Raw genomic sequence first — 14,534 nt, forward strand, 5'->3', positions numbered from 1 at the left:
TTTATAAGCGCCGCACACCGGCCGGACCATTTCCCGGCGGCCCCTGCTGGGGAATAGTTCAACGGTAGAACGACGGACTCTGACTCCGTTAATCTTGGTTCGAATCCAGGTTCCCCAGCCAATATCTTCAGATTTCCCGAACCTGCTTGGTGTTTCGGCGTGGCTATCGATTGGCGATGCCGCAACTGATCTGCGATCATCCGCGCGGCGCGCCAGCACACGTTCTCACGTTGACGGATATCAATTACCGCCAAACCCTGGCGGTTATCCTCCTTAATCGAGCGCTTCCCCGTCTTGTCGATGGGAGAGGCGCAGTTTGATCTGGAGAGCCGATGCCTGCGAATTCAGTCTTGCTCCAATCCGAGCGCGAGCAGAACGATACGTTCCGTGACGGGCTCAGCGGTGCCGAAGCGGCGGAGCGTCTGGCGCGGTTCGGCCTGAACCGCCTTCCCGAGCCCAGGACCCCCTCCCTGCTCCTGATCTTCCTCGCGCAGTTCCGCAGCCCGCTCATCTATATCCTGCTGATCGCGGCCGCCGTCTCGCTTCTCGTCAGCGAGGCCGAGGATGCCGTATTCATCGGCATCGTGCTGGTGCTGAACGGCGTGATCGGCGGCATCCAGGAATATTCCGCCGGCCGTGCTGCGGCGGCCTTGCGCAGCCTTGAACAGCCGTTTGCGACCGTCGTCCGCGATGGGACGGCGCAGGAGATCGAGGCGTGCCTGCTGGTTCCGGGCGATCTCGTCCGGATCGAGGCCGGCGGCCGTATCCCGGCCGATATCGAGCTTTTCGAGACCAATGACCTGCTCTGCGACGAGTCGCTTCTGACGGGCGAATCCGCGCCGGCGCGCAAGACCGTCACTGCCGTCGGGGCGCCGAACGAAAAAAGGAAATCCGGCCTTGCGTTTGCAGGCAGCCTTGTCACGCGCGGTCGCGGCACCGGTCTGGTTGTTGCGACCGGGCTTTCGACCGAAATCGGCAGGATCGCCGCCGAGATCGGCAGGGTCTCGACCAGCCAGCCGCCGCTGATGATCCGGCTGAAGCATTTTTCGAACATGATCGCCTGGAGCGTCGGAATCGCCTCCGCCGTCCTCATCGCCGTTGGCCTGTTTCGCGGACTTGCCTGGAGCGACCTGTTCATGATGTCGGTCGGGCTTGCGGTCAGCGCCATTCCGGAAGGCCTGCCGATCGCCATCTCGATCGCGCTGGCGATCAGCATGCGCCGCATGGCCAGGCGCAATGTCATCGTTCGCCGCATGCCGGCCGTCGAGTCCCTCGGATCCTGCACGATGATCGCCACCGACAAGACGGGGACGCTCACCCTCAACGAGCTGACGGTCACCGATATCCGCCTGCCCGACGGCAGCGAACTCGTGCTCGATGCCGGCATGGATCTCGATACCTGCGAAATCCGGGGATCTAACCTCAGCCAGACGGATGCACGCGATCGTGCGGAGAAGCTGCTGAAGGCGGCCGTTCTGCCCAACGAGGGTTCGCTCACCCGCCATGCGGACGGCTGGAAGGGCGTCGGCGATACGGTTGACATCGCTCTCCTGGCTGCGGCCCGCAAGGGCGGCCTCGAGCAGGAGGCGATGAAGGACAACTATCCGCTGATCGCGCGCATCCCCTATGAGCCGGACCTCAAATATGCCGCCTCGTTCCACCGCCGGGGCGAGCGGGTACGCATCTTCGTCAAGGGATCGGCGGAAACCCTGATCGACATGGCGGACCGGATGGATGGCGGCAACGGCGTCGTGCCGATCGATCGCGAGATGCTTCTCCGGCAGAAGGAGGAAATGGCCGAGCGCGGGCTGAGGGTGCTCGCATTCGCGGAAGGGGAAATTCGCGGCGGTTCGGACGAGAGCTTCGGATACCATCATCTGGTCGATCTGGTTTTCCTGGGCCTTGCCGGCATGAAGGATCCGATCCGGCCGGAAGTTCCGCAGGCCATCCGCGATTGTTACGCGGCCGGTGTAACCGTGGTCATGGTGACCGGCGACGACCCGAAGACGGCTGCCGCCATCGCCGCGCAGGCGGGGCTGAAGTTCCAACCCGACCAGGTCGTAACCGGAGATGAGGTCAGCGAAGCGGAGAAGTCCGGGCCGTACAGGCTTGACGAACTGACCGGGCGGGCCAGGATCTACGCCCGGGTTGCCCCGGCGCAGAAGCTTGCGATCGTGCTGTCGCTCGCCCGAAACGGCCATTTCGTGGCCGTCACCGGCGACGGCATCAATGACGCTCCGGCGCTCAAACACGCCCATGTGGGCGTGGCGATGGGCCGCAAGGGAACTGAGGTCGCCAAGGAAAGCGCCGATATCGTCGTCACCGACGACAATTTCGCGTCGATCGTCAGCGGCATCCGTGAAGGCCGCACCGCCTATTCGAATATCCGCAAGGTGATCCTGATGCTTACCGCAACGGGGGCTGCCGAAATGCTGCTCTTCCTGCTGGCAATCCCGCTCGGGCTGCCCATGCCGCTGCTTCCGGTGCAGCTGCTCTGGCTCAATCTCGTCACCAACGGCATCCAGGACGTCGCGCTTGCCGGCGAGAAGCCGGAGGGGGACGAACTGGCGCGGCCACCGCGCCGTCCGAAGGAACCGATCTTCGACCGGTTGATGATACGACGGATCGTCCAGTCGATGCTGGTCATCGGCGGGGGCGGTTTCGCGATCTTCTCCTATCTGCTGTATCAGGGCTACGAGATTTCGCAGGCGCGCAACATGCTGCTGCTGCTTTTCGTGCTGTTCGAAAACATCCAGACCTTCACCAGCCGCTCGGAGCGCCGATCGATCTTCTCGTTGAATTTCTTCGGCAACCCGCTGCTGATCCTCACCGTCATCGCCGCCCAGGCCATCCATATTTCGGCGATGTATATTCCCTGGTTTCGCGAAACCCTCGATCTCGCCCCGATCTCGTTTGCCGAATGGGCTTTGATGCTGCTTGCCGCCTCCTCGATCCTGGTCGTCACCGAACTGGACAAATGGCGCTTGCGCAGACGAGCCCGGCCCGATCGGTCTTCGCACCCTTCGGGATTGCGCTAGGTCAAGGTCCGTGTCGGTGCGATGGGAGAAGCTCGAAGACACAGACGGACGATCGCCACCAGAGGAGCGCAAGATGCTTGCCAGAGATTTGATGACCACCCGACTGGTTCACGTCAGCCCCGGAACCAGCCTGCGACACGCGATCCGGATGATGATCGACAACGACATCAGCGGCCTGCCGGTGATCGACGATCATCGGACATTGTGCGGGATGCTCACCGAAGGTGATATTCTGAAGCGCCACGAATTCAACCTCTCGCCGAAGGCTGCTCCGGACAATGGCGACCCGGCATTCTTCGAAAACTACGTCAAGACGCACGGGTTGAAGGCGGAGGACTGCATGAGCCGCAAGGTCGTCAGTGTGGCGCCTGGTGCCGGTGTTGCCGAGATCGTTGCGCTGATGCGCCTCCATGCCATCAAGCGCATTCCCGTCGTCGACAACGGCAGGCTCGTCGGGATCGTCAGCCGCCGCGATGTCCTCAGGATCGCCATCGCCACCCCCGACGTGATCGCCCGTGGCGACGACGCGCTGCAGCTCGCCGTCGCGACGCGGCTCCTGGCGGAACTGGGTCTTGGCAAGGACAAGGTCGAGGTCAGGGTGCGCGACTCGGTCGTAGAAGTCATCGGCAAGTTTGCCACCGATGCGGAGCAGGAAGCGATACGTATCCTGGCCGCAAGCATAGCCGACGTCGGCGGCGTCGTTATCCGGACGCCGACGGCGCAACCGGCTCGATAGCAACAGATAATGCGATCCGATCCGCCCTTCGGGTTCAGCCCCGCGGGGCGGATTTTGCGTCCGGGCCAGCGGGGTCAAGTATCGTCTCCTGCTTGTCTATGGACGCAAAACCTACCTCCCGCCGACTGCGGGAGACAGGCAGGATCTGCCAGATGTTTCCGTGTTCTACCGGGCGATCAGGACCGGGAACCTGCTTTCCCGCAACATCGAGGCCGTCACGCCGCCGAAGATCCGCTCTCGCAGCCGCGAATGTCCGTAGGCGCCCATCACGACGAGGTCGGCGTCGATTTCCAGCGCATGCCTTTCGAGCACCTCTTCCACCGGCCGGCCGCCGCTCGCCAGTTGTTCGATGACGACATTTACGCCGTGGCGGGCGAGATAGGCGGCAATGTCGGCGCCGGGTTCGCCGCCGCTGACCCAATAGGAGCTGTCGGGATCCACGAGCACAACATGCACCTCTTCGGCCCAGATCATCATATCGAGAGCCTCGCGGGCGGCCTGCGCGGCCTCGGCACGGGAATTCCAGGCGAGCAGCATCCGCTGCGGCTTCAAGGTCGTCTTGCGGTCCTTCGGCATCAGCAGGAGGGGACGCCGCGCTTCGAACACGCCGCCATCGACGATCCTCCTGGTGAGCACGGGGTCACTGCGCACACCGTCTCCGATCACCACCACGTCGGCATAAAGCGCGCGGCGGTGAATTTCCTCGCTGACGAAAACGCCTTCCGCATAGATGATGTCGACATCGAACGACAGGCCATTCGCCTCGCAGGCGCTGGCTGCCTGTTTCTCAATGCCGTCGAGCAATCTCAGATCCTCGTCCCGCTGGTCGAGCCATACCGTGCCGGCCGGATAATCTCCCATGTTCGCCGGAACGGCGAGGCCGATGACTGCCACGGAAAGATGCGCTTCGAGCTCGGTCGCGATCTCCATTGCACGGGCAAGATCAGCGGTAGGTTCCGTATTGCCGATCATTGCAAGCACTGTCTTGAACGACATTGTCTGTCTCCTCTGCATAAGGCCTTGATCGGCCCTGTGGCGGAAAGCCTAGAACCGGCGTCGGCCTGAGCCATGATCTTCGTCAATCGGACCAGATAATTTGAAACGGGTGCGCGCCGTCTGCCGATTGGCTAGGATCGAGAGCGGCGTCCGTCGCCATGAGGAAGGCTTTGTCATGCCGAAACGCAGCGCAGGTCTATTGATATTCCGGCGAACTGCCGGATATCGGCAAGTGTTTCTGGTTCATCCCGGCGGGCCGTTCTGGGCAGCCAAGGACGACGGGGCCTGGTCCATTCCCAAGGGCCTTGTCGAAGAGGGCGAGGACGAACTGGCGGCTGTGAAACGAGAGGTTTTCGAGGAGGTAGGAGCGCGAATAGACGGCCCCTTCGAATGGCTCGGGGACTATCGCCAGCCCGGCGGCAAGCGCGTGCTCGCGTGGTCGATAGAGGCCGACATCAACACGGCAACCGTCGTCAGCAACACGTTCCGGATCGAGTGGCCGCCGAAATCGGGACTCATGAAAGAGTTCCCGGAAGTCGACCGGGCCGGATGGTTCGGCCTCGATGAGGCGGAACGCAAAATATTGAAGGGTCAGCAGCCCATTCTCGTCGATTTCGCGGCCCGCCGGCGGCCATAGCGAGGAGCGCGCAAATCCGGCTTCTGCCTCGCCGATGTGCCGAGCCGCCAGTAAAAACCCTTCCGCGCTTGACTTAGATCACCACAAAGCCCGTGATGGGCAGATACGAAAGCTGCCGACACCAGCGTTCATGGAGCCTCCTTTGAACCGTATCGCAAAAACCGCCATCATTGTCGCAGTCGTAGGTGCCGCCGGTTATTTCGGCTGGCGGTATCAGCAGGACCTTCGGGCGGCGCAAGCCATGCAGGGAATTGCCAGCGGCAACGGCCGCATCGAAGCCGTCGAGATCGACATCGCGGCGAGGACCGCGGGGCGACTTTCAGACATTCTGGTGAAGGAGGGCGAGTTCGTCAGAGCCGGCGCGGTCGTCGCCCGCATGGATATCGAACAGCTCGCCGCCCAGAAGCGGGAAGCGGAAGCCCAGCTCGCCAGGGCGAGGATCGCCATCGACACCGCGAAAAGCCTGGTCGTCCAGCGCCGGGCGGAAAAGGAAGCCGCGGCGGCTACCGTTTCGCAGAACGAAGTCCAGCTGCAATCGGCTCGCAAGCGGCTTGCGCGCAGCGAGCAGATGAGCCGCAGCGGGTCGGTTTCCGACCAATTGCTGGATGACGACCGGGCCAGGGTCGAGGGAGGCGTGGCAACCGTCTCCGCGGCCAAAGCCAACCTTGCGGCGACCGATGCGGCAATCGGCGCGGCGCAGTCCCAGGTCATCGATGCCGAGGCCTCGGTCGAGGCGATGCAGGCGACCGTCGCGCGGATCGATGCCGATCTGCGCGATTCCGAGCTCAAGGCTCCGCGTGACGGACGGGTGCAATATCTCGTGGCGCAGCCCGGTGAAGTGGTCGCCGCCGGCGGCCGCGTGCTTAACATCCTCGATGTCGGCGACGTTTACATGACCTTCTTTCTGGCAACGGAAGAGGCCGGGCGCACCCCGATCGGCGGCGAGGCCCGCATCGTCCTCGATGCCGCCCCTCAATATGTCGTTCCGGCCCGGATTTCGTTCGTGTCCGACGTGGCACAATTTACGCCGAAGACGGTGGAGACGGAGGAGGAACGCCAGAAGCTGATGTTCCGCATCCGGGCGCGGGTCTCTCCGGAACTGCTTCAGAAATATATCGCGCAGGTCAAGACCGGGTTGCCGGGCCGGACCTATGTGAAGCTCGATCCCGCCGCCGAGTGGCCTGCGGCCCTGTCACAGCCGCTTACCCCATGAGCCCGGAACAGCAGGCGATGGGTATCCCGGCGGAACCGGGCTATGTGGCGCGGCTGAAGGACGTCAGCCACTCCTACGGCGGCACGCGCGCCATCGACGGCATAACCCTCGATCTGCCTGCGGGCCGGATGATCGGCCTGATCGGCCCGGACGGGGTGGGCAAATCCTCGCTGCTTTCGCTGATCGCCGGCGCCCGGCAGATCCAGACCGGAGAGATCGAGGTGCTCGGCGGCGACATGCGCAGGGCCCGTCACCGGGACCGCACCTACCCGGCCATCGCCTATATGCCGCAGGGGCTTGGCAAGAACCTCTATCCGACGCTGTCGGTGTTCGAGAATGCCGATTTCTTCGCCCGCCTGTTCGGCCAGGGCCGCGAGGAACGGGAATACCGCATCGCCAACCTTCTGAAGCGCACCGGCCTGTCGGGCTTCGAGGACCGGCCGGCGGGCAAGCTTTCGGGCGGCATGAAACAGAAGCTCGGCCTCTGCTGCGCCCTCATCCACGATCCGGACCTTCTGATCCTCGACGAGCCGACCACCGGCGTCGATCCATTGTCGCGCCGGCAGTTCTGGAGCCTTGTCGAGGATATCCGCACGGAGCGGCCGCAGATGAGCGTGATCGTCGCGACCGCCTACATGGAGGAAGCCGCCCGCTTCGAGTGGCTGGCGGCCATGGATGCCGGCAGGGTGCTGGCGACCGGGACCCCGCGGCAGATCCTAACCCGTACCCGCGCGCACACGCTCGACGAGGCCTTCATCCAGCTTATGCCCGAAGAGAAACGGGCTGCCTACCACGCGGTCGCGATCCAGCCTGCGGACTTCACCGAGGCTGACTTCGCCATCGAGGCCGAAGGCCTGACCATGCGCTTCGGGAACTTCACAGCGGTGGACGATGTCAGCTTCCGCATCCGCCGCGGCGAGATCTTCGGCTTTCTCGGCTCGAACGGCTGCGGCAAATCCACGACGATGAAGATGCTGACCGGCCTGCTGCCGGCAAGCGAGGGTACGGCGAAGCTTTTCGGCAAGGCGGTCGATCCGAAGGACATGGATGTTCGGCGGCGTGTCGGCTACATGAGCCAGGCTTTCTCGCTCTATAGCGAGCTGACGGTCCGGCAGAACCTCGACCTGCATGCGCGGCTGTTCCAGCTGCCGGCTGACACGATCCCGGCGCGGATCGAGGAAATGGGGCGGCGTTTCGAGCTTGCGGAGGTCATGGACACGCTTCCTGATGCCCTGCCGCTCGGCGTCCGCCAGCGGCTTTCGCTGGCGGTGGCGCTGATCCATTCGCCGGAGGTGCTGATCCTCGACGAGCCGACCTCCGGCGTCGATCCCATCGCCCGCGACCAGCTCTGGGCGGCGTTGATCGAACTCTCCCGGAAAGACCGCGTCACCATATTCATCTCCACCCATTTCATGAATGAGGCGGAACGCTGCGACCGCATATCGCTGATGCATGCCGGCAAGGTGCTGGTGAGCGATACGCCCGACGCGATCCGCAAAAACCGCTATGCCACGACGCTGGAGGAGGCCTTCATCGCCTATCTCGAAGATGCGATCGGGGAGCCGGTTGCTTCCTCCAACTCGGTTCCATCGACAGCGGAAGACGGGTACAAGTTCACCGGCGCGCGCAAGCACCGCGCCTTCGACCTGCGCCGCATCTGGAGCTACAGCCTTCGTGAAACGCTGGAAATCCGCCGCGATCCGATCCGCGCCACCCTGGCGCTGATCGGCAGCGTCATCCTGATGTTCGTGATCGGCTACGGTATCAACATGGACGTCAAGGATCTCACCTTTGCGGTCCTCGACCGGGACGACACGGTCGCCAGCCGCGACTATGTCGCGGACATCGCCGGTTCCCGCTACTTCATCGAACAGCCGCCGCTTGCAGACTATGCCGATCTCGACCGCCGCATGCGTGACGGCTCCCTGAAACTGGCGATCGAGATCCCGGCCGGTTTCGCCGAACATGTCGCGCGCGGCCATGACGTGGAAATCGGCGCGTGGATTGACGGCGCGATGCCGCAACGGGCGGAAACGACGCGCGGTTATGTGCAGGGCATGCATGCCCACTGGCTGGCCCAGAAGGCGCGCGAGATCTACGGCGAGGCAGCCACGGGGCAATTCTCCGTCGAGACCCGCTTCCGCTACAATCCCGGCATCGAAAGCCTCGTGGCCATGGTGCCGGCGGTCATTCCGCTGCTGCTTCTCCTGATCCCCGCCATGCTTGCCGCACTGTCGGTGGTGCGGGAGAAGGAACTCGGCTCGATCGTCAACTTCTACGTGACGCCAGTGACGCGGCTCGAATTCCTGCTCGGCAAGCAGCTTCCCTACCTGGTGCTCGGCATGGTGAACGCCGTGCTCCTGTGGTTGTTTGCGATCCTGGTTTTCCAGGTGCCATTCACCGGCAGTCTGCTCGCTTTCGCCACGGCGGCACTTCTCTATGTCGGGTTCGCGACTGCCTTCGGTCTGCTCGTCTCGACTTTCATGTCGAGCCAGATCGCCGCGATCTTCGGGACGACGCTGATGACGATCATCCCGGCCGTGCAGTTCGCCGGCATGATCGATCCGGTCTCGTCGCTGCAGGGGGTTGGGGCCGTCATTGGCCAGATCTATCCGACCACCTATTTCAACATCATCTCGCGCGGGACCTTCTCGAAGGGCCTCGGCTTCGACAGTCTGCTTGAAGCTTTCCTGCCGCTCCTCGTCGCCGCCCCGTTGCTGATCGCGGCAAGCACCTTCTTTCTCAAGAAACAGGCAAGGTGACGGATGCGGCTCGCCAACATCTTCCATCTTGGCATCAAGGAACTGCGCGGGCTGATGCGCGACCCGATATTGCTCGGGCTGATCGTCTATTCCTTTACGATCGCCGTCTATACGGAGGCAAAGGCCGTTCCCGAGACATTGAACAACGCGCCGATCGCAATCGTCGACGAGGACAGTTCACCGCTCTCGCGCCGGATCGCCGATTCATTCCTGAAGCCCTATTTCAAGCAGCCGGCGATGATCACCGCGGGTGAGATGGACGCTCGCATGGATTCCGGCACCGACACGTTCGCGCTCGATATTCCGCCGAACTTCCAGAGCGACCTGATCGCCGGCAAGACACCGGTGGTCCAGCTCAACGTCGATGCGACCCGCATGACACAGGCGTTTTCCGGATCCGGGTACGTGCAGAACATCGTCTCGGCCGAGGTCTCGGAGTTCTCCGCTCAGGACAACCAGGCACCGACGGTGAACCTGGCACTGCGCGCCCGGTTCAATCCCGAACTCAACCAGATGTGGTTCGCATCGGTGATGAACGTCATCAACAACGTCACCATGCTGGCGATCATTCTCACCGGTACCGCCCTCATTCGCGAACGCGAGCACGGCACGGTGGAACATCTTCTGGTGATGCCGCTGACACCGTTCGAGATCATGGCCGCAAAAGTGTGGTCGATGGGCCTGGTGGTGTTCGTCGCCACTCTGCTTTCGCTGGTCTTCGTGGTGCAGGGATTGCTAAACGTTCCGATCGAAGGTTCGGTCGTGCTGTTCATGGCAGGTGCGGCGCTCCATCTTCTGGCGGCAACCGCCATGGGGATCGCGCTTGCGACGCTTGCGGGCTCGATGCCGCAGTTCGGCCTGCTGTTGATGCTCGTGCTTTTGCCGTTGCAGATCCTCTCGGGTGCGACCACGCCCCGCGAAAGCATGCCGGAGGTGATCCAGACGATCATGCTCGCCGCGCCGAACACGCATTTTATCCTGCTCGCCCAGGCGATCCTCTATCGCGGCGCCGGTTTTTCGGTCGTGTGGCCGCAATTCGCCTGGCTTTGCCTCATCGCGACGGTGTTCTTTGCGCTCTCGCTGCGCGGCTTCCGCAGGTCACTACGATAGAGGCGGCTTCCCTCCCGATCAAAGGAGTAGGGCAATCATGTCTTCTGCCGTCGAAGAAACGAGAGTAGGATTGTCGGGCTCGTCCAACCAGGGAGATCCACAATGGGAACGAGAAAAGAGACGCCTTCACCCGGAACGTCCGCCAAAGATATTGCCAAGGAGCAGGACGATTACCTGGAGGAGTCGCTCGAAGAGACTTTTCCGGCAAGCGATCCCATCGCCCCGGGACATCCCCAGAAACCGGAGAAAGGGCCGGTCGCTCCCAAGCGCAAGTAACCCAATTTCCGCGCCGACGGCGCGATCGTTGTCATGGAGTTGAAAGAGCCGGCTCGCGCGGAAGCGACGGAACCGATCCGGAGGAACAGGCCGAAGTGCCCCTCGGCCCGCATCATTTGCCCGTTAGCTCTTGCCGCCGGTCTTGCGGCCCTTGTCAGCCTTGCCTTTGGCGGAGGAGGTCTTGGCGTCGTAACCCTGGCCGTGGTTGGTGCCGCCCAGATGGCCGCCGCCGCTGGTGTTGACCACCTGGCGCTGGGCTCTCTTTATCTGCTGTTCTGCATCCGTCTTTTTCATGGAAATTCTTTCATTATTGAATAACAAAAGGCCGGGAGGAACTGGGCCTCCCGACCGCTCTGGGTCCGTGCCAGTACATCCGTGGTCAGAGACCGAAGTCGTTTTGGCGTTAAGCGATCTGCAGATTTTCAGCCGCGTTCTTGCCGGTGCGGTTGTCCCGCACGACATCGAAGCTCACCTTCTGGCCTTCAGCCAGATAGGTCATTCCCGAACGTTCGAGGGCCGAGATATGGACGAACACGTCCGTCGATCCGTCGGCGGGCTGGATAAAGCCGAAGCCTTTGGCGGTGTTGAAAAATTTTACGATTCCGCTGTTCATGAAGATGGTCCTTCCAATCGAACACAGGTCGTCGCCCGGCAAAATGCCGGTGACAAAAGAGATCGATTTTGAAAGGAAAGATCAGCTCCAACGCAAAAGGCGTGAAAACGAAGCTCGACAACCAATTTCGATGGTAACCCCTACCGGTCAACTATGTCTTGAGCAAGGCATTTCTCACAACCCTGCACATTGCGTTTGGCGCAAGTCCGGCGCATGATGCCTACTTCAGCAGCTATATAAAGGGCGCTGCTGCTTCAGGATTTTCACGCTCTGGCCCCAATGAAAGGAGGACGTTATGTCTTCCGACTTCTCTCAGTCCACCTCCCGCAATCTGGTCCGCGTCAGCGGCCCCGGATACCGGGAAAATATCGAACTCCATCAATTCGACGAGCGTCTGCAGCCAAGCGGCATGCTCGTCGCGGGCCGGGTCGGCGCAACGGGGGCTGCCATCATGCTTGCCCGTTTTGGCGATCATCCCGAGAAGAGCTTTGGGGCCGCGATATCGGCTTCGTTGAGCAAACACAGAGATACCGCACTACCGCAGCTTTGATGCGTCGGCTGGCAAAGGCAGGGTTTCGCATATCCGTCATTTCACGCTTTGCATGCCTGTCGGCCGAACATGACTCTCCACCATCCATCGCCGCCCCAGGAGGACAAAATGGCTAAAGGCCAGGTACGAAGTAATCGCGAAACGCGCAAACCGAAAAAAGACAAGACCGCAGCAGTGACGGCCGCGCCCGCAGGCGCACAGGTCAAGCTCGCCGGCAGCGGCCTCACCTTGGGGAAGAAGCCGAAATAATACTCCGAGCAGGAGGCGCCGTGTCACGACGCCTCCGACACGGTCTTGATCCTTGCGGACGATCGTATTGCCTGGCTTCTGCCACAAGGCATGCCGCCTCTCGTTTCTGGAGAAGGCCGGCGTTTCTGGGGAAGGCCGGTGCCGATCTAGTTGGAACCTGGGCGCCTTTTCGAAAGGCGGGCGGCGCGGATGCCGTCAAGCCAAATGTCCGAACCCGTCAGCGGTGGCCCCTGGATCAGCATATCCCGGAAGATGGCATGCAGGGCCGGGCCGTCAGGGCAGGTTTCCGGGGCTTGCTCAGCCTCCGGCCCGCTGTTGGTCAGCATCTTCTGGAAATAGCGCTGGAAATTCGGATCCGAGGATCGTGAAGACATCGCGCCCCTCCTTCTTGTCGGGGCTAGGGCTCGCGTCGGGTCCCTCAGGCGGCTGCGCCCTTACCAGTTGCAGCCGACCAGCCACGATGGGCCTCATTTCCACGCATGGCAAGCACGCTTATCCGTTTTGAGACAAGTCTTGAAAGTGACGCATTATATCGTCATATATGATCCACGTTTTCAGCCTTTTCGGCTACCTGATCCTTCCGGCCCTGCCGGTTGCTTGGCGACACCCTTGATTTTGCGAACGTCGAACTCCGCCCTGTCGGCAGGAGAACTCTTGCGTTGGCCGTTACCACGTCCCGCAGTCTACCCTTTAAGGTTACATCAATGATCGATACTGTCCGCAATGCAGCCCAGAATCTGTTTCGCAAACCCGATGCAGAAGAAGGCTCGAATGCTGCCAAGCTGCAGGAATTCCGCCAGAGACAGGCGTTGAGAAGCCGCGAGATCAAGCTCGCCCAGAAGCAGGAACGCCTCCAGAGGCGCGCGTCGCAATTGCACCCGGCCTGACATGGGACCGCTCCGGCGAGGCTGCTCGCTCGGACCATCCGCACGCACATCTCCTCCACCACAAGGACACCACCATGGCCGCCTTCAACTACAATGCCGGCGCGGGACTCTACCCGTGCAAAAACTGGAAGAGAACGAGCAGGCTTGGCTACAAGAGGTTCGAAACCGTGGCCGAGGCTCTGCGCTTCGCAATCGAGGTGATGCCAGCATCCCTGTTGCGCGGGTCCATTCTCGAGGTCGAAGAAGCCCGTTTCGACAGCACCCAGATACAGAGGCTCTACGACGCCGGCGATTATCCGCTGCAGCGCCGGGACCAGTGAGACAGCGCCAACCCCCGGCGGTCCGATACCGTGTTCGGGGGTATCGTATTTTACCGGCCGCGGCCGGTTTTTCCTGTCGCCCCGGCATGACGCCTGCTATAGCAGTGATCCATGCAGGGTGCGATAAGGCGCCCCGCGCCAGCGCATGCCGCCCTTAATGCTTTTGCGGTGATTGGATGACGATATTTTCCGTCCGGCATGTCACCTCCTATCGGTATACCAGGCCGGTGGAGTTCGGCGAACACAGGCTTATGTTCAGGCCGCGGGACAGTTTTGACCAGACGTTGCTGAGTTCCCAGCTCAACGTTTTCCCGAAGCCGGACTATGTCCGTTGGATTCACGATGTCTTCGGTAATTGCGTCGCGCTCGTCGGTATATCCAAGGCCTCTTCCGAACTGCGGTTCGAAACCAATATCCGCCTCGACCATACGCCTCAGGCGGCGGTCGATTTCCAGATCGACGATGAAGCTCTCACCTATCCTTTCGCGTACGATCGTGAAGAAGCCTTTGATCTGGAGCGGACGATCCAGCGCCACTATCCCGATCCCGAGGACCGGGTCGGCAAATGGGCGCGGCAATTCATCAAGATCGGCCACCCCACCGAAACCGGCCACCTGCTGATGACCATGTGTTTTGCGATCCACGAAAGTCTCATCTACGCCCGGCGCTCGGAACACGGGACGCAACCGCCGCTCGAAACCCTGCAGCTGCGCCGGGGCACCTGCCGTGATTTCGCGCTGCTGATGATGGAGGCGGCGCGGGCGCTCGGATTGGCGGCACGTTTCGTCACCGGATACATATACGTGCCCGACCGTGACGGTTCGATCACGCTTGGCGGCGGATCGACCCACGCCTGGTGCCAGGTCTATCTTCCCGGCGCCGGCTGGGTGGAATTTGATCCCACCAATGGCATCGTCGGCAATCGCGACCTGATCCGCGTCGGTGTCGCTCGCGATCCGCGGCAGGCGATCCCGCTGTCGGGAAGTTACGATGGCGACCAGGCCGATTTCGACGGCATGTCCGTGCAGGTCAACGTGACGACCGATGACGACAGCGTGAAGCTACATGGGTGACAGGAACAGCCCGGTTGTTCGAGCGTTTTAGCTGAACCGCCATTCCGGCGAGAATTTTTCCATAGGGATACGAC

The 14,534-nt window shown here is 62.0% G+C and carries 16 protein-coding genes and 1 tRNA gene; 13 read left to right on the top strand and 4 right to left on the bottom strand.

Going from position 1 to position 14,534, the window contains the following annotated elements; genetic code table 11:
• Positions 1-47: 47 nt before the first annotated feature.
• The 3 genes from ABCW43_RS07775 to ABCW43_RS07785 all read left to right on the top strand — a co-directional run bounded on the left by ABCW43_RS07775 (position 48) and on the right by ABCW43_RS07785 (position 3,774).
• A tRNA-Gln gene (locus ABCW43_RS07775) sits at positions 48-121 on the top strand.
• A 211-nt stretch (positions 122-332) separates the two neighbouring features.
• Positions 333-3,038, top strand: coding sequence for a cation-translocating P-type ATPase (locus tag ABCW43_RS07780; protein WP_345922851.1), 2,706 nt, complete (start codon positions 333-335; stop codon positions 3,036-3,038).
• Positions 3,039-3,111: 73 nt separating this feature from the next.
• The gene (locus ABCW43_RS07785) at positions 3,112-3,774 is read left to right on the top strand and encodes a CBS domain-containing protein (RefSeq protein ID WP_345922852.1); all 663 of its coding nucleotides are present in this window, start codon (positions 3,112-3,114) and stop codon (positions 3,772-3,774) included.
• 165 nt (positions 3,775-3,939) lie between these two features.
• Here ABCW43_RS07785 and ABCW43_RS07790 read toward each other — a convergent pair whose 3' ends face one another.
• On the bottom strand, positions 3,940-4,770 hold the full coding sequence (locus tag ABCW43_RS07790; protein ID WP_345922853.1) for a universal stress protein: 831 nt from the start codon (positions 4,768-4,770) through the stop codon (positions 3,940-3,942).
• A 175-nt stretch (positions 4,771-4,945) separates the two neighbouring features.
• On the opposite strand from ABCW43_RS07790, the gene ABCW43_RS07795 reads away from it, so the two are divergent.
• The 5 genes from ABCW43_RS07795 (at position 4,946) to ABCW43_RS07815 (ending at position 10,768) form a co-directional block, all read left to right on the top strand.
• The gene (locus ABCW43_RS07795; RefSeq protein WP_345922854.1) at positions 4,946-5,407 is read left to right on the top strand and encodes an NUDIX hydrolase; all 462 of its coding nucleotides are present in this window, start codon (positions 4,946-4,948) and stop codon (positions 5,405-5,407) included.
• Positions 5,408-5,537: 130 nt separating this feature from the next.
• A complete protein-coding gene (locus ABCW43_RS07800) occupies positions 5,538-6,620 on the top strand; it encodes an HlyD family secretion protein (protein ID WP_345922855.1) in 1,083 nt (360 codons plus the stop codon).
• Positions 6,617-9,382, top strand: coding sequence for a ribosome-associated ATPase/putative transporter RbbA (rbbA, locus tag ABCW43_RS07805; protein ID WP_345922856.1), 2,766 nt, complete (start codon positions 6,617-6,619; stop codon positions 9,380-9,382). The genes ABCW43_RS07800 and rbbA overlap by 4 nt, the downstream gene beginning before the upstream one ends.
• Before the next feature lie 3 nt (positions 9,383-9,385).
• Positions 9,386-10,492: an ABC transporter permease gene (locus ABCW43_RS07810; protein WP_345922857.1), complete on the top strand. Its 1,107-nt coding sequence runs from the start codon at positions 9,386-9,388 to the stop codon at positions 10,490-10,492.
• Positions 10,493-10,594: 102 nt separating this feature from the next.
• A complete protein-coding gene (locus ABCW43_RS07815) occupies positions 10,595-10,768 on the top strand; it encodes a hypothetical protein (RefSeq protein ID WP_345922858.1) in 174 nt (57 codons plus the stop codon).
• Between the two features lie 123 nt (positions 10,769-10,891).
• Here ABCW43_RS07815 and ABCW43_RS07820 read toward each other — a convergent pair whose 3' ends face one another.
• Together ABCW43_RS07820 and ABCW43_RS07825 are read right to left on the bottom strand one after the other, a co-directional pair.
• Positions 10,892-11,062, bottom strand: a complete 171-nt coding sequence (locus tag ABCW43_RS07820) for a hypothetical protein (protein WP_345922859.1) — start codon at positions 11,060-11,062, stop codon at positions 10,892-10,894.
• 109 nt (positions 11,063-11,171) lie between these two features.
• Complete coding sequence (locus ABCW43_RS07825; protein WP_345922860.1) at positions 11,172-11,381, bottom strand: cold-shock protein; 210 nt, start codon at positions 11,379-11,381, stop codon at positions 11,172-11,174.
• 295 nt (positions 11,382-11,676) lie between these two features.
• Between ABCW43_RS07825 and ABCW43_RS07830 the strand changes: the two genes are divergently transcribed.
• Both ABCW43_RS07830 and ABCW43_RS07835 read left to right on the top strand, forming a co-directional pair.
• Positions 11,677-11,931, top strand: a complete 255-nt coding sequence (locus tag ABCW43_RS07830; RefSeq protein WP_345922861.1) for a hypothetical protein — start codon at positions 11,677-11,679, stop codon at positions 11,929-11,931.
• Between the two features lie 108 nt (positions 11,932-12,039).
• The gene (locus tag ABCW43_RS07835) at positions 12,040-12,180 is read left to right on the top strand and encodes a hypothetical protein (protein WP_167551667.1); all 141 of its coding nucleotides are present in this window, start codon (positions 12,040-12,042) and stop codon (positions 12,178-12,180) included.
• 146 nt (positions 12,181-12,326) lie between these two features.
• Here the strand turns inward: ABCW43_RS07835 and ABCW43_RS07840 are convergent, their stop codons facing one another.
• Positions 12,327-12,554 carry a hypothetical protein gene (locus tag ABCW43_RS07840; RefSeq protein WP_345922862.1) on the bottom strand — a complete coding sequence of 76 codons (228 nt, stop codon included), beginning with the start codon at positions 12,552-12,554 and terminating at the stop codon, positions 12,327-12,329.
• 330 nt (positions 12,555-12,884) lie between these two features.
• Here ABCW43_RS07840 and ABCW43_RS07845 point away from each other — a divergent pair, with 330 nt between their 5' ends.
• From ABCW43_RS07845 to ABCW43_RS07855, 3 genes are all read left to right on the top strand, one after another.
• Positions 12,885-13,067 carry a hypothetical protein gene (locus ABCW43_RS07845; protein WP_210010737.1) on the top strand — a complete coding sequence of 61 codons (183 nt, stop codon included), beginning with the start codon at positions 12,885-12,887 and terminating at the stop codon, positions 13,065-13,067.
• Positions 13,068-13,141: 74 nt separating this feature from the next.
• Positions 13,142-13,387, top strand: coding sequence for a hypothetical protein (locus tag ABCW43_RS07850; RefSeq protein WP_037085404.1), 246 nt, complete (start codon positions 13,142-13,144; stop codon positions 13,385-13,387).
• Positions 13,388-13,563: 176 nt separating this feature from the next.
• Positions 13,564-14,460 (top strand): transglutaminase family protein, encoded by an 897-nt coding sequence (locus tag ABCW43_RS07855; RefSeq protein ID WP_345922863.1) that lies wholly within the window; start codon positions 13,564-13,566, stop codon positions 14,458-14,460.
• Positions 14,461-14,534: the final 74 nt, after the last annotated feature.

Source organism: Neorhizobium tunisiense, assembly GCF_039631515.1.
In the GTDB taxonomy this organism is placed as follows: domain Bacteria; phylum Pseudomonadota; class Alphaproteobacteria; order Rhizobiales; family Rhizobiaceae; genus Neorhizobium.